This is a genomic window from Streptomyces sp. LHD-70, from assembly GCF_031157275.1.
GTDB lineage: Bacteria > Actinomycetota > Actinomycetes > Streptomycetales > Streptomycetaceae > Streptomyces.
Window position 1 is genome coordinate 134,588 of sequence record NZ_JAVIFW010000011.1, and the last position, 16,865, is coordinate 151,452.

The 16,865-nt window shown below is 70.6% G+C and carries 14 protein-coding genes and 1 pseudogene; 5 read left to right on the forward strand and 10 right to left on the reverse strand.

Annotated features, from left to right (window positions below; all coding sequences use genetic code 11):
* Positions 1-56: 56 nt before the first annotated feature.
* The gene (locus RCO28_RS22750; RefSeq protein WP_308943049.1) at positions 57-593 is read right to left on the reverse strand and encodes an SDR family oxidoreductase; all 537 of its coding nucleotides are present in this window, start codon (positions 591-593) and stop codon (positions 57-59) included.
* Complete coding sequence (locus RCO28_RS22755) at positions 590-832, reverse strand: SDR family NAD(P)-dependent oxidoreductase (RefSeq protein ID WP_308943050.1); 243 nt, start codon at positions 830-832, stop codon at positions 590-592. Before RCO28_RS22755 ends, RCO28_RS22750 begins: the two co-directional genes overlap by 4 nt.
* A 127-nt stretch (positions 833-959) precedes the next feature.
* Here RCO28_RS22755 and RCO28_RS22760 point away from each other — a divergent pair, with 127 nt between their 5' ends.
* Complete coding sequence (locus RCO28_RS22760) at positions 960-1,592, forward strand: TetR family transcriptional regulator (RefSeq protein WP_308943051.1); 633 nt, start codon at positions 960-962, stop codon at positions 1,590-1,592.
* A 60-nt stretch (positions 1,593-1,652) separates the two neighbouring features.
* Here the strand turns inward: RCO28_RS22760 and RCO28_RS22765 are convergent, their stop codons facing one another.
* The 4 genes from RCO28_RS22765 to RCO28_RS22780 all read right to left on the reverse strand — a co-directional run bounded on the left by RCO28_RS22765 (position 1,653) and on the right by RCO28_RS22780 (position 6,563).
* Complete coding sequence (locus RCO28_RS22765; RefSeq protein ID WP_374991227.1) at positions 1,653-3,293, reverse strand: glycoside hydrolase family 13 protein; 1,641 nt, start codon at positions 3,291-3,293, stop codon at positions 1,653-1,655.
* Between the two features lie 86 nt (positions 3,294-3,379).
* Positions 3,380-4,228, reverse strand: coding sequence for a carbohydrate ABC transporter permease (locus RCO28_RS22770; protein WP_308943053.1), 849 nt, complete (start codon positions 4,226-4,228; stop codon positions 3,380-3,382).
* Complete coding sequence (locus RCO28_RS22775; RefSeq protein WP_308943054.1) at positions 4,225-5,241, reverse strand: sugar ABC transporter permease; 1,017 nt, start codon at positions 5,239-5,241, stop codon at positions 4,225-4,227. Before RCO28_RS22775 ends, RCO28_RS22770 begins: the two co-directional genes overlap by 4 nt.
* Positions 5,238-6,563, reverse strand: a complete 1,326-nt coding sequence (locus RCO28_RS22780) for an extracellular solute-binding protein (protein ID WP_308943055.1) — start codon at positions 6,561-6,563, stop codon at positions 5,238-5,240. Before RCO28_RS22780 ends, RCO28_RS22775 begins: the two co-directional genes overlap by 4 nt.
* 328 nt (positions 6,564-6,891) lie before the next feature.
* Here RCO28_RS22780 and RCO28_RS22785 point away from each other — a divergent pair, with 328 nt between their 5' ends.
* The 3 genes from RCO28_RS22785 to RCO28_RS22795 all read left to right on the forward strand — a co-directional run bounded on the left by RCO28_RS22785 (position 6,892) and on the right by RCO28_RS22795 (position 8,927).
* Positions 6,892-7,923: a LacI family DNA-binding transcriptional regulator gene (locus RCO28_RS22785; protein WP_308943056.1), complete on the forward strand. Its 1,032-nt coding sequence runs from the start codon at positions 6,892-6,894 to the stop codon at positions 7,921-7,923.
* 202 nt (positions 7,924-8,125) lie between these two features.
* The gene (locus RCO28_RS22790) at positions 8,126-8,485 is read left to right on the forward strand and encodes a metalloregulator ArsR/SmtB family transcription factor (protein ID WP_308943194.1); all 360 of its coding nucleotides are present in this window, start codon (positions 8,126-8,128) and stop codon (positions 8,483-8,485) included.
* Between the two features lie 106 nt (positions 8,486-8,591).
* On the forward strand, positions 8,592-8,927 hold the full coding sequence (locus RCO28_RS22795) for a YnfA family protein (RefSeq protein ID WP_308943057.1): 336 nt from the start codon (positions 8,592-8,594) through the stop codon (positions 8,925-8,927).
* 47 nt (positions 8,928-8,974) lie between these two features.
* Here the strand turns inward: RCO28_RS22795 and RCO28_RS22800 are convergent, their stop codons facing one another.
* The 3 genes and pseudogenes from RCO28_RS22800 to RCO28_RS22810 form a co-directional block, all read right to left on the reverse strand.
* Positions 8,975-11,437 carry a DUF6333 family protein gene (locus RCO28_RS22800; RefSeq protein WP_308943058.1) on the reverse strand — a complete coding sequence of 821 codons (2,463 nt, stop codon included), beginning with the start codon at positions 11,435-11,437 and terminating at the stop codon, positions 8,975-8,977.
* A gap of 508 nt (positions 11,438-11,945) precedes the next feature.
* Positions 11,946-12,596: a GntR family transcriptional regulator gene (locus RCO28_RS22805; protein WP_308943059.1), complete on the reverse strand. Its 651-nt coding sequence runs from the start codon at positions 12,594-12,596 to the stop codon at positions 11,946-11,948.
* Between the two features lie 186 nt (positions 12,597-12,782).
* A pseudogene (locus RCO28_RS22810) lies at positions 12,783-13,254 on the reverse strand (Appr-1-p processing protein).
* 704 nt (positions 13,255-13,958) lie between these two features.
* Here RCO28_RS22810 and RCO28_RS22815 point away from each other — a divergent pair.
* Positions 13,959-14,534: an ankyrin repeat domain-containing protein gene (locus RCO28_RS22815; RefSeq protein WP_308943195.1), complete on the forward strand. Its 576-nt coding sequence runs from the start codon at positions 13,959-13,961 to the stop codon at positions 14,532-14,534.
* 111 nt (positions 14,535-14,645) lie between these two features.
* On the opposite strand, the gene katG is transcribed toward RCO28_RS22815, so the two are convergent.
* Positions 14,646-16,865: a catalase/peroxidase HPI gene (katG, locus tag RCO28_RS22820; protein ID WP_308943060.1), complete on the reverse strand. Its 2,220-nt coding sequence runs from the start codon at positions 16,863-16,865 to the stop codon at positions 14,646-14,648.

Consider the following 16,865-nt stretch of genomic DNA (forward strand, 5'->3'; position numbering starts at 1 on the left):
GATGGCCCTCCGGTGGCCGCGGGTTGTCTCTGGTCGGCCGCTTCCCTCTCGGCGGGTCACCAGGTGCCGTCGCCGCGCAGTACGGCGTCGGCGCCGCCGTCGATGAAGACGACCTGGCCGGTGACCAGTTCGTTCTCGGGTGAGGTGAGCCAGCTCAGAAGGGGGGCGATCTGGGCCGGCCGGGCGTGGCCGTGGAGCGGCATGGGGACGGCCCCGTCCACGATCTTGCGCAGATCGGGGCTGGCCAGCATGGGTTCGGTCATGGGGGTGACGACCGTTCCGGGGGCGATGGCGTTGAGGGGGATGCCGGCGCCCGCCCAGTCGGCGGTCACGGCGGTGCGGCGTATCCATCGGGCGATGGCGGCCTTGGTCGAGCCGTAGATCGCATAGCCCTCGCCCCGGTCGACCGCTGCCCGGGCGGCGGCCAGCGCCGCTTCCTCGTCACCGGCGAGGGCCGCGTCGGCGATGGCCGAGTCGTGGGGATGGACGGAGGCGACCGAGGCGATGACGACGGCGCGCGGGTCCGTACCGGCTGCCAGCAGGGAACGCAGCCCTTCCAAGGTGGCGACCGCGCCGAAGTAGTTGACGCTCACGCGCGCGGTTCGAAACCGGCGAGGCCGGCGCCCGCGATCACGGCGTCGAGCCGCCCACCGCTCAACTCGCCTGCGCGCTGGACGAGATGGGCCCGGCCTTCGGGGGTGGCGAGGTCCGTGACGATGTCGGCGTCCCCCAGGTCGGCGCCGATGACCGTGTGCCCCTGCGCCTTGAGCCGGGTCGCGGTGGCCTTGCCGATGCCGGAGGCGGCTCCGGTGATGAGGTACGTGCGGGACATGGTCGGCTCCTTCGCTGACGCTGTGCGTTCACCGGTCGCCGATCAACATACGCTTTTTTGGCATGGCGTGCCACAAATTCTGTCTGTGACAATGAGGGCCGAGTCGAAGCACGGCAAGGAGCACACCATGGCGGCAGCGCGGGGCCGTCCGTCCCTGACGGAACAGCGGCGCCTTCAGACTCGGCTGGAGATCGCGGAGGCCGCGGCGACCCTGTTCGCGGACCGCGGTTACGACACGACGACGGTCGAGGACATCGCCTCGGCCGCGGGCATCTCCCTGCGCACCTTCTACCGCTACTGCCCGGCGAAGGAGGACACCCTCGCCCCCCTCTTCGCCTCCAGCGTCGGCCAACTCGTGGACGTCCTCGCGGCACATCCGGCCGAAGAGCCGCTCAGTGCCGCCATCGAGGCGTCCTTCGGGACCGCGACGGCCGAGCGGCGCCTGGAAGACGCCGCCCGCGCCCGTCGACTGGTCCGTGTCCTGGGGACCGTCCCCGTCCTCAAGATGCGTTGGCTCGCCGCGGGGCGGGAGATGCAGGAACGGCTCGCACCGGCACTGGCGTCGCGCACGGGCGCCCCTGCCGACAGTCTCGAAGTGCGTCTGCTGACCACCGCGGTGCTGGATGCGTTCACGGTCACCATGGAGCACTGGGCCTGGCAGGAGGAGCCCGAGGAACTCCTCGATCTGATCCGCCGCGCGCTGACGTTTCTGCGGCTCGACGAACTCCGGGCGAACCCCGAGCCGCCCGTCGACGGGTAGTCAGCACGCGGCGGGGACCTTCGGGCCCGTCCGCAGGGCCTGAACTCGGCGGCGGTGGTGTCAGGCCCCGGGAGCCCGCAGCCACACCGTGGTGTTCGGGGCCAGATGGCCGTCCGCCGGAGTCTCACCCGAGCTCAGCAGCACCTCGCCCGCGGGCAGCTGCACCGGCACGGACGACAGGTTGGTGACGGACTGCCAGCCGGAGGAACGGCCGAAGTGCAGTACGTCGTCCGGGGACGAGATCCAGGTGAGGGACTCGTCGCCCTGCACCTTGCGGCGCAGCCTCAGCGCCTCGCGGTACAGCTCCAGGGTCGAGCCCTCCACCCCGTCCTGCGCCTGCGCCGACAGCGCCGCGAAGACCGGCGGCTGCGGCAGCCAGGAGCCTCCCGGCCCGAAGCCGTACGAACCCTCCGCGTCCGAGGTCCACGGCAGCGGCACCCGGCAGCCGTCCCGGCCCTTGCGGCGGCGCCCGGTCTGCTCCCACACCGGGTCCTGGAGGTCGGCGTGCGCGAGGTCGGCCACTTCCGGCAGGCCCAACTCCTCGCCCTGGTAGAGGTACGAGGAGCCGGGCAGCGCCAGCATCAGGAGCGTCGCCGCCCTGGCCCGGCGCAGCCCGAGCCCGGCGTCGACGGCCGGTTCCCTGCCGTCGGACAGGAGCCAGGCCTGCACATCGGAGCCCTCGGGCAGGGCGAGCCGGGACGTGTGGCGTACGACGTCGTGGTTGGAGAGCACCCAGGTCGCGGAGGCGCCCGCCGCCCGAGCGGTCGCGAGGGAGGCGGTGATCACCTCGCGCAGCCGGGGGCCCGACCAACCGGTCTCCAGATACTCGAAGTTGAAGGCCTGGCCGAGCTCGTCCGGCCTCGCGTAGTGGACCCGGCGGGAGTTCTTCACCCAGGCCTCGGCGACCGCGATACGGGGCGGGTCGTACGCGTCGAACACGGTGCGCCAGTCGCGGTAGATCTCGTGGACGGCGTCGCGGTCGTAGAACGGGTGGGTGCCGTCCGGCAGGTCGTCGTGCAGGCCCCGGTACTGCTCGCCGAGGTCGCGGAGCGGCTCGGAGAGGTCCTTGGCGAGGCCGTGGGCGACGTCGATGCGGAAGCCGTCCACGCCCCGGTCGGACCAGAAGCGCAGCGTGCTGCGGAAGTCCTCGCGGACCTCCTCGTTGTCCCAGTTGAAGTCGGGCTGCTCGGGCGTGAACAGATGGAGGTACCACTGGCCGTCGGGGACGCGCTTCCAGGCGTTGCCGCCGAAGTTGGCCTCCCAGTCGGTGGGCGGGAGTTCGCCTTGCTCGCCCCGGCCGTCGCGGAAGACGTACCGGTCGCGGGCGGCCGAGCCCGGCGCGGAGTTCAGCGCCTCCTGGAACCAGACGTGCTGGTCGGACGAGTGGTTGGGGACGATGTCGACGATGACCTTGATGCCGAGACCGTGCGCCTCGGCGACCATCGCGTCGAAGTCGTCGAGGGTGCCGAGCCGCGGGTCGACGTCCCGGAAGTCGGCGACGTCATAGCCGCCGTCCTTCAGCTCGGACGGGTAGAAGGGGCTCAGCCACACCGCGTCGACGCCGAGCGTGGCGAGGTGGTCGAGGCGGCGGGTGAGGCCGGGGAGGTCGCCGATGCCGTCTCCGTCGGCGTCGGCGTAACTGCGCGGATAGACCTGGTAGATGACGGCCTGCCGCCACCAGTCGGGGTCCTGCGAGGACATGTCCAGGGGGGTGCGCTCGGTCACAGTGCTCCTTCAAAGGGGTAGTTTCGTACGGGAGTTGGTGTGTTCTGCGGGCCGTGGCGTTGTTAGCCCTTCACGGCGCCGTCGGTCAGCCCGGAGAGGACCGAGCGGCGGAAGATCAGGACGAGCAGGGCGAGGGGCACGGTGGCGGCCATCGCGCCGGCGAAGATCGTGCCGAAGGGGATCTCGTACAGGCCGCTGAAGAGCGCGATGCCGACGGGCACGGTGCGGTAGGTGTCCTCCGCGTTGAAGGTGAGCGCCATCAGGAACTCCGTCCACGTCGCGGTGAACGTGAACACCCCAGCCGTGAAGAGCGCGGGCCTGGCCTGCGGCAGGATCACCGAGAGGAGGGTCCGGGTCGGGGACGCGCCGTCGACGGTCGCGGACTCCTCCAGTTCGTACGGGATGTCGAGCAGCGAGTTCCGCAGGATCCAGACGGCGAACGGCAGATGGAACGCGACGTACGGGATGATCAGGCCCCAGTAGCCGTTCAGCAGGCCGAGTTGGCGTTCCACCAGGTACAGCGGGGTGACCACGGCGATCGTCGGGAACACCGAGATGACCAGGAGCGCCACCATGATCGGCCCGCGTCCGCGCAGCGGCAGCCGGCCGAGCGCGTACCCGGCGAACAGGGCCAGGGCGAGCACGATCGCGGTCGAACTGACGCTGACGACCGTGCTGTTGAGCAGATAGCGGCCGAATCCGGCGGAGCCGAGCGCGTTGCCGTAGTTGGCGAGGGTGGGGTTGTCGGGGAAGAGGGTGGGCGGGACCGATCCTGCCTCGACGGGGCTCTTGAACGAGGTGAGCGCCATCCAGATCAGCGGCAGCGAGGTGGCCGCGGCCAGGACGAGGGCGCCGATGTTCACGACGTTCAGATAGCGCCGTACGCCGGTGCGCTGACGGTAGCGGCTCATGCCGCACCTCCTTCTCCGGCCGTGTCGACCTGCGAGCGGAAGACCCGCAGGAACAGCAGGCAGCCGAGGACGACGAGGAGCCCGGTGCTGGTGGCGATGGCCGCGCCGAGGCCGATGTTGAGGTCCTGGAACAGCGAGCGGTAGCCGAGGATCGCCAGGGACTGCGTGGCCGTCCCCGGACCGCCCTGGGTGAGGACGAACGGCAGGTCGAAGATGCCGAAGGCCTGCAGCACCCGGAAGAGGACTGCGACGGCCACGACGGGCCGCAGCGCGGGCAGCACGATCCGCCGGAACGTCGTCCAGGAGCCCGCGCCGTCCATCTCGGCCGCCTCGTACTGCTCGCGCGGGATGCGGACGAGACCGGCGAGGACGATCACCGCGACGAACGGGGTGGTCTTCCAGATGTCCGCGGCGGCCATGCCCGTGATGGCCGGTACCGGCGTGCCGAGGATCACCGGCGGCTCGGCGAGGACCAGGCCGAACAGCCAGGTCACGGCGCCGTACGTGGCGTCGTACAGATAGTCCCAGAGCTGCGCGGAGACCACCGTGATCAGCGACCAGGGGATGAGGAGCAGCGCGAGCAGCCAGCCGCGCCCGGCCTCCAGACGCTCCAGGAGTACGGCGACGGCGATGCCGAGCGCGATCTCCACGGCGACCGTCACCAAAGTGTAGCCGACAGTGAAGAGCAGCGCCTCACGCCAGGCCGAACTCGCCAGCATCGTCGTGTAGTTGGCGGTGGTCCAGTCGGTGACCTGCGTGCCGGCGTGGGTGAGGCGGACCTTGGTGAAGCTCATCACCACGGAGTAGACGACCGGGAAGATCGTCACGGCCGCCACGACGAGCAGGGCGGGGGTGGTGTAGATCCAGCCGGTGCGGGCCTGGCGTGTGCGGATGCTGCCGCCGTCGGGTCGGGAGCCCGCTGCGCGCCTTCCGGGTCCTCTGCGCTCCCGGGTCGTCGTGTGCGCGCTGTCCTTGGGGTTCGTCTCCGTGACGAGGTCCGGTGCCGCGCTCACAGCGCCTCGCCCTTCAGCGCTGCCCGCAGGTCACGGCGGGCCGAGGCCAGTGCCGTACGCACCGAACTGCCGCCGCTGATCACCTGGTTGGCCCGGGTGTAGACGGCCTTGCTGACCGCCGGGTAGTGCGGCGAGTGCACGGGCCGGGCGACGAGTCGCACCCGGTGCGCCTCGGAGAACGCGGGGTTGTCGGAATCACGCACATGGCGGCTCTGCAACGCCTCGTCCAGCGGCGGCAGTACGGCGGCTTCGCGGGCGAGCACCATCTGGCCCCCTTCGTCGGAGAGGAACCGGGCGAACGCGACGGCCGCGCCCAGATTGCGGGAGTGCGGATTGACGTAGTTGCACCAGCCGCCGAGACAGCCCTGGCCGCCCCGCTCGCCCTCGAACCCGGGCCGCACGACGCAGCCGATCTTCCCGGCGACGGCGGAGGACTCGGGGTTGTTGGCGACGCCCCAGGCGTAACTCCAGTTGCGCAGAAAGACGGAGCGGCCGCTGGTGAACGCGTCGAGGCTGTCCTGCTCGATGAACGTCGTGACGGACTTGGGCGTGATGCCCCGCGCCACGAGATCGCGCAGATACGTCAGCGCGCGCTCCCCTGCCGGACCGTCGAACGTGATGCCCTTGCCGTCCTCGGTGAGGATGCTGCCGCCCGCGTCGGCCACCAACTCCGTGATGTTGCAGGTCAGTCCCTCGTACACGGAGCCCTGCCAGACGAAGCCGTAGTCGGCGTCACCCGCGCGCTGCACCTTGGCGGCGCTGTCGGCCAGCTCCTCCCAGTGCCGTGGCACCGGGAGGCCGTGCTTGCGCAGCAGGTCCTTGCGGTAGAAGAGGTACGGCTGGTCCTGGTAGAGCGGGAAGGCGTACACCTCGCCCTCGTAGCTGAGGGCCTCCACGTGCGGGCCGGGATAGCGCCGCCAGTAGTCCTCGCCGACGAGTGAACGCAGCGGCAGCGCCATCGAGTTGTACGCGAACTGCGCCGGCCAGACCGAGTCGCCCATGAACACGTCGGGCGAGGGACTCCCGCTGGCGATCTGCGTGGCGAGGGCCGCGCGGGCGGTGTCGGTCTGCGCGGGGGCACCGATCATGCGGACGGTGATGTGCGGGTACTTCTTGTTGAACTCCCTGACCAGAAGCGGTCGGAGGTCCCCGCCGTCCTTGCGGGCCACGCGTGCGGCCCACCATCGGACAGTGGCCGGACCCTTCGGTACGACCGCTGCCGCGGCGAGGTCGGGTCCGGTGTCGGCGGTGGCTGCGCAGCCGGTGAGGGAGGCTGCGGCCGCACCCGCCGCTCCGGCTGCCAGAAGTGTTCTGCGGCTCATCGTCATACGGGAGGGGCTCCAGACGGCTCCGGTCCACGGGGCATGGGTCCACGAATCCACGGGATGGCTGCGTGCTGTGGGCGTTGGAGGTGTGGCGGCGGTCGACCGTTTCCGTCGGCCGCCGTCGTGACAACGCTTGCAAACTAGGAAGTCGCTGGGGACGCTGTCAACGGATCGTGCACGGAAAGAATCTCTACGCCGGCTCCACAGCACCCTTGTGGTGAGCGGACGTTGATGCAACGCGCGCGATTGCGCCGCTGACCCTCACCAGTGACAGCGCTGTCTTAGGGGGAAGTCAAAACCAGAACCCTTGTGCTACGTTGCCGCCATGCCGCCAGCCCAGCGCCACCCCACGATGGCCGACGTGGCCGAGCGCGCCGGGGTCTCCGTCTCCACCGTCTCGCGGACTCTGCGCGGGCTCTCCACGGTCTCCCCCGACGCCAAGCGCCGGGTCGAGCACGCCGCCCGCGAGCTGTCGTTCGTGATCTCCCGGCAGGCGTCCAGCCTCGTCACCGGCAAGACCGGCTCGGTGGCCGTCCTCGCCCCCACCCTCAACTCCTGGTTCACCGGCTCGGTCCTCGCCGGGGTCGGCCCCGTGCTGCGCGCGGCCGGCCTGGACCTCCTCGTCTACAGCGCCTCCGACCTGGCCGAACGTGCCGAGTTCTTCGAGCGGTTGCCGGCCCGGCGCAACGCCGACGCGCTCCTCGTCGTGTCGTTCGACCTGACTCCTGAGGAGAGCGCGCGCCTGGACGGCCTGGGCGTGCCCGTCGTGTACGTGAGCCAGCGGGCCTCGGGCAGGCCCAGCGTGTACGTCGACGACGTCGCGGGGGCACGCGCGGGCGTACGGCATCTGGTCAACCTGGGCCATCGACGCATCGCCTTCCTGCGCTCGCGTCGCGGGGCCGCCGGCTTCACGTTCAGCTCGCGCCGCCGCATCGACGGCTACCGGGAGGCACTCACGGAGGCGGGCGTCGAACCGTCCGACGAGCTGGTCGTGGACGTGTCCGCCCCCGGACGCCGCGGCACCGAGGAGGCGATCGGCACCCTCCTCGGCCTCCGCGAGCCGCCCACGGCACTGTTCGCCGAGGTCGACCAGATCGCCATCGAGGCCATCGGCATCCTCAGATCGGCCCACATCGCCGTGCCGGACCGCGTCTCGGTGCTCGGCTTCGACGACCACGACATGGCCCAGTGGATGGACCTGTCGACGGTCGCCCAGCCCGCCCTTGAACTCGGCCGCGCGGCAGGCGAGTTGGCCCGCTCCCTCATCGACGACCCCTCGGCCGACCCGGCCTCGCACCGAGAACTCCCGACGCGACTGATCCCGCGGGCGAGCACGGGGCCGGTACCGGAGGGGTAACGGAGCCAGTACCGGAGGGGTAGGGGACACGGCGCCGGGAGCACCCCCGAACCCGTGATTCGACGTATGCCAAAATAGCGGCATGTCGAATGCTGAGGCCGTCCTCTCCGAGATCCCCGCGGGCGCCCATACGGAGGCTCCCGCGCAGGCGTACGTGGAGGCCCCCGTACAGGCAGCCGTGGAGGCACCCGTACAGGCACCCGTGAAGGCACCCGTGAAGGCACCTGTGGAGGTCATCGCCGCCGCTCCCTGCTGTCCTCCCCTCACCGAGCGTCCGTTCTCCGCCGCGGAGGCCGAACGGGCGGCGCCCCTGTTCAAGGCCCTCGGCGATCCCGTACGACTGCGGCTCTTCTCCCTGGTGGCCTCACACCCCGGTGGCGAGGCCTGTGTCTGCGACATCTCGGACGTCGGCGTCTCGCAGCCGACCGTCTCGCACCACTTGAAGAAGCTGAAGCAGGCCGGCCTGCTGACCTCCGAGCGCCGGGGCACCTGGGTCTACTACCAGGTCGAGCCGTCCGTGCTCGCCTCGATGGGGCACCTCCTCACGCCTGCCTCTGTCTGAGTCGGCCGCTGCTCGCCGCTGCTTCCGGTTCCTGTCTCGCCTCGACCCCTTCCGATCTCGCCTCCCTCTTCCGATCTCGCCTCCCCTTCCGAAGGATCGTCCCGCCGTGCTCGTCGCCCGCTCCGTCGCCCTCTTCGTCGTCGCCGCCCTGTTCGAGATCGGTGGTGCCTGGCTCGTGTGGCAGGGCATCCGTGAGCACAAGGGCTGGATCTGGATCGGTGCGGGGGTGATCGCCCTCGGCCTCTACGGCGTGGTCGCCACCCTCCAGTCCGACGACAACTTCGGCCGCATCCTTGCCGCGTACGGAGGGATCTTCGTCGCCGGGTCCATCGCCTGGGGCGTGATCGCCGACGGCTACCGGCCCGACCGCTTCGACGTCATCGGCGCTCTGATCTGCCTGGCCGGGATGGCCGTGATCATGTACGCCCCGCGGAGCCACTGAGGCCGGGCCGCCGCTCCCTCCAACCTCAGCTCAACCTCGGCCGGTCCTCAGCTGCAGAACCACACCTCCTCCAGGTCGAATGCCGCGCTCTCCGTGCGCCGGACATGGAACACCGACATCTGCCGCCCTGCCTGCCAGGCGGGGCGTTCGCCGCCCAGGGCGAGCACCCCGAGCGCCGGCCAGTCGCGCTCACTCGGCTCGTCGTCCAGGTCGAAGTCCGCTTCCGCCGCCGACTCCCGGTCCACACCGATCGCCCGCAGCAGGGCTTCGGGGTCGCCGGTGATGGTCCAGTCGTCGTCGCAGTCCCAGCCGCCGGCGATCACCTCCTCGCCGCCGGGGAGGAGCACCACGTCCTCGAGGTAGCTGTTGCCGTAGTCCATCTCCACGGAGCCGACGATCCGCGCCTCGGGGTGCCGGGCCCGCTGCCGGCGTATCTCCGTGTACAGGGCCTCCGTCAACAGGTCACTGCCCAGTGCCGGCTCGACGATATGGACGACGTTGCCCCAGCAGCCGACCGCGACCCGGTCGAGGTCGGCCCGGACCTCGTACATCGGCACATCCGCGGCCGGGACACAGGGCAACTCCTCTACGACCTCCGCGACCGTGCCCAACGCCTCCACGAACTGCCGGGCCCGCACCGGGTCGTGGGGAGTCACTCCCCCATCGCTCTGGTCGTCGGCGGATTCCGTGCCGGCGCCCTGCTTCTGCTCCTGCTCCTGCTCCTGTTCCTGCTCCGGGAACGGCGGGAAGAGCAGCGTCAGCGTGGCGCCGCTGCTCCACTTGGGCCGCACCTCGTCGGTGGGCTTCGGGCCGTCGTCCTCCTCTCCCGCCGTTCCGGATCCCCGCTTCCTGTAACCGTCGAGGACATCGCTGAGGCGCTCGTCCGGATCGTTGCGGGCGATCAGGCCGCGGAGGTGGCCCACCGGTTGGCAGACATATCCCTGGTCGCCGTCCAGATCGTCGAGGTCCTCGAGATCGTCGAGATCGACATCGTTCTCGTCGTAGTCGTCCCCCTCCGCGTCCTCGATGTCGTCCTCGAAGTCGTCCTCGCCCCTGGGCCGTTCGAGCACCGTGGGCTCGTCGTACGGGTTGTCCTCCTCCGGTTCCGGACGCAGGGACCAGCGGGCGTCGCGGTGGATGACCTGGACCTCGCCGAGGTACCAGCCCGCGCCCTGGACGAAGGGCTCGTGCTGTGCGGCCGTGATCTCCTCGTAGGTGGGGAAGCGTTCGCGGACCAGGGCGCCGAGGCGGTCCAGGCTCTCCGGTGAGAAGTCCCAGGCCTCGACTCCCCCACCGGCGATCTCGGCCCAGGCGGGGAAGGCTTCGCGCCGCTCGGCGAGGTACGCGTGCAGGCGCGGGTTGTCGTGCCAGTCCACGTCCTTGAGGTCCGGGTCCGCCTCCAGCTCCCGCAGTTCATCGGCGAGTTGCCGACGCTGTTCGTCGGTGAGGGGCGACGGCAGGTGTTCCGGCGCCACGAGGGGCCACAGGATCTGGGGCCAGGGTTCGCCGGAGGACTTCAGCCGGCCGACGCGCCGGTGCTCCTTGCCGGGGTCGGGGAACTTGTCGACCACGTCGCGCAGGGGCTCGCCGCGCAGGGCGGCACGGATCATCTCGGCGGGATGCTCGGCCCATCCTGCGTAGCGCATCGGCTGGGCCACGAAGATGGAGTCAGTCCAGTACGAGTCCTGCGCGTACCAAGTACCGGACGGCGCTTCGGGGTTGGTCTTGCGGAACTGCCAGCTGGCCTCCTTGTTGCGGACTACGTACTCCCCCACGTACCACGCGGCGACGATCCAGAAGGAGCGCTCCGCCACCCGGTCGTACTCCTCGACCGTGCCGAGGCGGTCACGCAGCAGCTCCTCCAGGGCGTCCAGGGAGGCGGGTGAGAAGTCCCAGCGCTCGCGGCCGCCGCCTGCCTTCTCCGCCCACCAGCCGAGGTAGTCGTGGAAGCGTTCGCTCGGCCACTGCTTCCAGTAGTAGCCGAATGCCTCCAACTCGTGGAACCGCACCCAGGGCGTGGGGACCCGGTCGGGCTTCCAGCCGGGGTTGGCCTTCTTGTGCTCCACCACGGCCTTGCGCAGGCGCAGGGCGACCGTCGCGAAAATGTTCTCCGTCTTCTCGTAGACCGCCTGCCCGACCAGGAGGATCGGCACGATCGGATCGAGGCCGAGCACGGGGTCCGGCTGGACGGCGGGCATGCCGACGGCGCCCGCTTCCTCGTCCCACACCCAGCGGCCGCCGCCCTCCTCGAGCAGGGCCTCGCCGAGGTAGCCCGCGAGGCACTCCATGTACAACGCCTGCGCGTGCGTACCGTCGTCGGTGCCGTAGACCGAGGCCAGGTCCTCCTCGAGCAGTCTGAGCGAGTCGATCGAGTAGTCGTGCTCCCAGCCTTCGTCGGTGAACTGGTCCACGAGCAGGTCCATTCGCTCGTGCAGCGTCTCGATCCAGAGGTACAAGGTGTGGGCGGGCGAGCCCTCTTGAGCTTCCAGGCCCGCGAGATAGGCGTCCATGGATCCGAACGTAGGGCATCGCACTGACAATCGCCCGACGGACCGTCGATCACCCCAACTCGTCGGGGCTCACCGCGACTTACCCTTCAGGAGCTCTCCGAATCTCCCTCCGCGGCCGGGAACTTTCGCACGGATCACGTGCGTTCACACATCACCAGCAGGACAACCAGCCGCAGATATCGAAGCCGCCGCGTGCGGACCCGTCAGGTCAGTCAGACCCGCGTGTCCTCGCGCCCGCTGTAGCGCAGAAGCTCAGCAGTGCGCTGGGCAGCGCCCGTGAGGTCGCGGCAGTGCTCACCACCACCGAAGTCGACGAGTCCGACCCGGCGTTCAGCCTGCCGACCAAACTGATCGGCCCGACGTACTCGGCGCACAGCGCGGCCGACGCCGCGGCCGAGTACCGGTGGACCATCGCCCGGGACGGGTCGGGCCGCCAGACCGGGCTCCAGGCGGTCGTCGCCAGTGGCCTTGCCCTTGCCGCTACTCGGCGGATGAGAGGGCGGCGTGCTCAGTCCTTCGCGGCCCTCAGGTGCGCCGCCGCCGCGCTGCGGCCCGTCTCCAGGTGCTTCATCACCAGCTCTTCGACGCGCGGCACGTCCCGGGACGCGATCGCCTCGTACAGCTCCTCGTGCTCCTGCGCCACGGCGAGCAGGTCGTCGTGCCTGCTGAGCAGCCAGCGCATCCGGCTGCGCAGGGTCCGCTCCAACTCGCTGAGCAGCTCGTTCGCCGCCAGCCATGTCACCGTCTCGTGGAAGTCGGCCGCGGCGCGGCGGGCGCGTACGGCGTCGCCCCGGCGCGCGGCCTCCAGCTCGGCGTCGACGTCGGCGCGGAGCCGATCGAGACCGGCGCGGGTGCTGCGCTGGGCGGCGAGCCGGAACGTGAGCGTCTCCAGGGCGGACCGAACCTCGTCCAGGTCCGAGATGTCGGTGGGGCTGAACTCCCGCACGACCGCCCAGGTGCGCGGGCGAGGAGTGACGAGACCCTCGTTCACGAGCACCTTGAGGGCATCGCGGACGGGCAGCCGGCTCACCCCGAGCTCGGCCGCAAGTTCACGCTCGACGAGCTTGCTGCCGGGTCGGCGTACACCGTCGAGAATGTCGTCCCGGAGCTGACGCGTGACCCGATCCGACTCGGGCTCGAAGCTTTCACTACCTGCCATGCGGCACATTCTCTCATCAGGTCCGGACCTCACGAGTTTGGTATACCACCGGAATCCCGCCGAAATTTCGCTGCCAGTTCCGTAGGAACCTCCGTATGGCGGGCGGAGCAGGGTCACGCGGCGGACCGGCAGCGGCGGGTCAACGTGGGTCGGGAGATCCGCAGCTCTTCGGCGTCTCGGCCTCGGCTACCCGTCGTGGTCGTACACGGTCACCGATATCCCCCGCGCAACGAGACGTTCCATGATCAGCGGTTCGATCCGGGACCACTTCCCGCCCGCGAGGCCGCAGCCGATCCTCGGCAAGTGGACCGATGCGCCGAGTTCCAGGGCCTTGTCGGCGACGAGTCCCAGCGCCGCGTCGATGGCCTCGTACCGCACGGGCACGCCCTTGCTTCCGGTGCGGATGCCGCGCTGGCCGACCATGTTCGCCACCCACACGTACGTCTCGACCTGGATGAACTGGGCAGCGCCCAGGCCGAATTCGTTGCCCGCGCGCTCGCGGTGCCAGCGTCTGTAGGCCGCCCGGCCAGCGGCGGGACACGGCCAGCACGAAGCCCTTGCCCCAGCCGCCCAGGTCGTTGCAGACATGTGCGATCAGCTTGACGCCCTTGCCGTGCGGCGCGGTGGCGTCCCCCCGTACGTATGCGATCCCCGTCATGCGCTCCACCGTAAGGCGCACCACTGACAACGCACCGGCAGTGCCGGGGCGGCGGCGACCGCGCTCCATCAGCGCACGGCGGTGCCCTCGGCGTTGGCGTACGCGCTGTTCTTCACTGCCGCTTCCGTGGTGCGGGCCGCCACCATGTCGACCCCGATGCTCCTGGAGCCGCTCGCCGCCCGCGCCCGGCGTACTCCTCTTCGACGAGCGGCTGGCCCTCGCCGCCGCCGCGGGAACAGCCCTGCTGCTCACCGGAATCCTGGTCCTCGCGCGGGCCGAGCGGGACGGCGGGAGCCCTGGCCCCGGGGCGGGGCCGCGCATCAACCGATCGGATGACCCACGGGTCGTCCCAACGCCCGGTGATCTCCAGCCGGTTCAGCGACGGCCGGTCCCGGATGCGGAACGAGCATGGACGGTACGGACCCACGCACCCCGCCCGCGTACCCTCGCGCCCCCGCCCCCGTACCCGTACCCGAAAGAGATGCGCCATGGCCTCCGCACGACGTACCACCCTCCTGTTCGCCGCGCTCGCCGGCGCCGCCGTGCTCGCGACCGCGTGCAGCGCGGAGCGCGAGTCGGACGCGGCCGAGCGGCCCGCGAAGTCGTCCAGCGCCTCCAGGCCCGCCTCCCCCGAGGCCAAACCCGAGGCCTCCTCGCCCGCCGCCGAGAAGACGCCCGCGAAGGACCCCGCCGCGAGCCGCGACCTGCTGGCAGCGGCGCGTTCCGGGGACGCCGATGCCGTACGCGAGGCCATCGACCGGGGCGCCGACCTGGAGACGCGCGACGACAGCCGCCGCACTCCCCTGCTCCTCGCCGCCACCGGCGACCACGTCGAGGCCGCCGAGATCCTCGTCGAGGCCGGGGTCGACCCGGACGCGCTCGACCACCAGCACGACACCCCGTGGCTGGTCACCGGCGTGACGGGCAGCGCCGAGATGGCCCGCGTCCTGGCGAAGGCCGACCCGGACTACGGCATCCTCAACCGGTACGGCGGCACCTCGCTGATCCCGGCCGGCGAACGCGGTCATGTCGACTACATCCGCGAGGTCACCACCAACCCGGACATAGATGTGGACGTCGACCACATCAACAACCTCGGCTGGACCGCCCTGCTCGAAGCCGTGATCCTCGGCAACGGCGGCGAGGCGCACCAGGAGTCCGTGCGGCTCCTCCTGGACGCGGGCGCCGACCCCTCCATCGAGGACAAGTCCGGCAGGACGGCCCTGGAGCACGCCGAGGAGAAGGGCCAGAACGAAATCGCCCGGCTGCTGAGGGCGTGAGCGGCGCACATACAGACGGTGGCCCGCCCGGCTCAACGCCGGGCGGGCCACCGCCACTTCGTCAGGTCACGACCCCGTAAGGGGCCTCAGCGACCTCGGTGCCGAGAAACCTCAGACCAGATCGAACCGGTCCAGCTCCATGACCTTCGTCCAGGCCGCGGCGAAGTCCTTGACGAACTTCTGCTTCGCGTCGTCGCTCGCGTACACCTCGGCGACGGCGCGCAGCTCGGAGTTGGAGCCGAAGACGAGGTCGGCGCGGGTGCCGGTCCACTTGACGGCGCCGGAGGCGTCGCGGGCCTCGAACTGGTCCTGGGCCTCGGACGTGGACTTCCAGGTGGTGTCCAGGTCGAGCAGGTTGACGAAGAAGTCGTTCGTCAGCGTGCCCGGGTTGTCCGTGAGGACACCGTGCTTGGAGCCGGCGTTGGCGCCCAGGACGCGCAGGCCGCCGACGAGGACGGTCAGCTCGGGGGCGCTCAGGGTGAGCAGGTTGCCCTTGTCGAGCAGCAGGTACTCGGCGGGGAGGCGGTTGCCCTTGCCGACGAAGTTGCGGAAGCCGTCGGCGGACGGCTCGAGCGCGGCGAACGACTCGACGTCCGTCTGCTCCTGCGCGGCGTCCACACGGCCCGGCGTGAAGCCGACCTCGACCTGGACGCCGCCGTCCTTGGCGGCCTGCTCGACGGCCGCCGTGCCCGCGAGCACGATCAGGTCGGCGAGCGAGACCTTCTTGCCGCCGGTGGCCGAGGAGTTGAAGGACTCCTGGATGCCCTCGAGGGTGCGCAGGACGTGCGCGAGGTCGTCCGGGTTGTTGACCTCCCAGCTGCGCTGCGGCTCCAGGCGGATACGGGCGCCGTTGGCGCCGCCGCGCTTGTCGCTGCCGCGGAACGAGGAGGCCGAGGCCCAGGCGGCCGAGACCAGCTGGGAGACGGTCAGGTCCGAGCCGAGGATCTGCTCCTTGAGGGAGGCGATGTCCGCGGCGTCGATCAGCGCACCCTCGCGGGCGGGCAGCGGGTCCTGCCAGAGCAGCTCCTCGGAGGGGACCTCCGGGCCGAGGTAGCGGACGACCGGGCCCATGTCACGGTGCGTCAGCTTGTACCAGGCGCGGGCGAAGGCGTCCGCGAACTCCTCCGGGTTCTCGTAGAACCGGCGCGAGATGGGCTCGTAGATCGGGTCGAGGCGCAGCGACAGGTCGGTCGTGAGCATCGTGGGCAGGTGCTTCTTCGACTCGTCGTACGCGTCCGGGATGATCGCCTCGGCGTTCTTCGCCACCCACTGGTTGGCGCCGGCCGGGCTCTGCGTCAGCTCGTACTCGTACTCGAAGAGGTTCTTGAAGAAGCCGTTGCCCCACTGGGTCGGCGTGGTGGTCCAGGTGACCTCCAGGCCGGAGGTGATCGCGTCCTTGCCGACGCCGGTGTTGTACGAGCTCTTCCAGCCGAGGCCGAGCTGCTCCATCGGCGCGGCCTCGGGGTCCTCGGCGACGCTGTCGGCCGGGCCGGCGCCGTGGGTCTTGCCGAAGGTGTGGCCACCGGCGATGAGGGCGACGGTCTCCTCGTCGTTCATCGCCATGCGGCGGAAGGTCTCACGGATGTCGCGGGCCGCGGCGATCGGGTCCGGGTTGCCGTTGGGGCCCTCCGGGTTGACGTAGATGAGGCCCATCTGGACGGCGCCGAGCGGGTTCTCCAGCTCGCGGTCGCCGCTGTAGCGCTTGTCGCCGAGCCACTCGGTCTCGGGGCCCCAGTACACGTCCTCCTCGGGCTCCCACACGTCCTCGCGGCCGCCGGCGAAGCCGAAGGTCTTGAAGCCCATGGTCTCCAGGGCGACGTTGCCGGTGAGGACCATGAGGTCGGCCCAGGAGATGTTCTTGCCGTACTTCTTCTTGACGGGCCACAGCAGGCGGCGGGCCTTGTCGAGGCTGGCGTTGTCCGGCCAGCTGTTGAGCGGGGCGAAGCGCTGCTGACCGGCGCCCGCGCCGCCGCGGCCGTCGCTGATGCGGTACGTGCCGGCGCTGTGCCAGGCCATGCGGATCATCAGGGGGCCGTAGTTGCCGAAGTCGGCGGGCCACCAGTCCTGGGAGGTGGTGAGCACCTCCGCGATGTCCCGCTTGACCGCCGGGAGGTCGAGGGAGTTGAACGCCTCGGTGTAGTCGAACTCCTCGCCCAGCGGGTTGGCCACCGCCGGGTTCTTGGCGAGGATCTTCAGGTTCAGCCGGTCCGGCCACCACTGGCGGTTGCCCCCGCCCTGTGTCGGGTGCGGCGCGCGCCCGTGCGCGACGGGGCAGCCACCCGCCTCCTCCGCCTTCGGGTCTGTGACGATCGCGTCGTGGTTCTCAGTCAT

Excerpts from the sequence above, each read along its gene's own strand:
- RCO28_RS22800 (WP_308943058.1), bottom strand. The coding sequence starts at position 11,437 with ATGGACGCCTATCTCGCGGGCCTGGAAGCTCAAGAGGGCTCGCCCGCC.
- RCO28_RS22760 (WP_308943051.1), top strand. The coding sequence starts at position 960 with ATGGCGGCAGCGCGGGGCCGTCCGTCCCTGACGGAACAGCGGCGCCTT.
- RCO28_RS22780 (WP_308943055.1), bottom strand. The coding sequence starts at position 6,563 with ATGAGCCGCAGAACACTTCTGGCAGCCGGAGCGGCGGGTGCGGCCGCA.
- RCO28_RS22785 (WP_308943056.1), top strand. The coding sequence starts at position 6,892 with ATGCCGCCAGCCCAGCGCCACCCCACGATGGCCGACGTGGCCGAGCGC.
- katG (WP_308943060.1), bottom strand. The coding sequence starts at position 16,865 with ATGACTGAGAACCACGACGCGATCGTCACAGACCCGAAGGCGGAGGAG.
- RCO28_RS22805 (WP_308943059.1), bottom strand. The coding sequence starts at position 12,596 with ATGGCAGGTAGTGAAAGCTTCGAGCCCGAGTCGGATCGGGTCACGCGT.
- RCO28_RS22765 (WP_374991227.1), bottom strand. The coding sequence starts at position 3,293 with ATGTCCTCGCAGGACCCCGACTGGTGGCGGCAGGCCGTCATCTACCAG.
- RCO28_RS22755 (WP_308943050.1), bottom strand. The coding sequence starts at position 832 with ATGTCCCGCACGTACCTCATCACCGGAGCCGCCTCCGGCATCGGCAAG.
- RCO28_RS22770 (WP_308943053.1), bottom strand. The coding sequence starts at position 4,228 with ATGAGCCGCTACCGTCAGCGCACCGGCGTACGGCGCTATCTGAACGTC.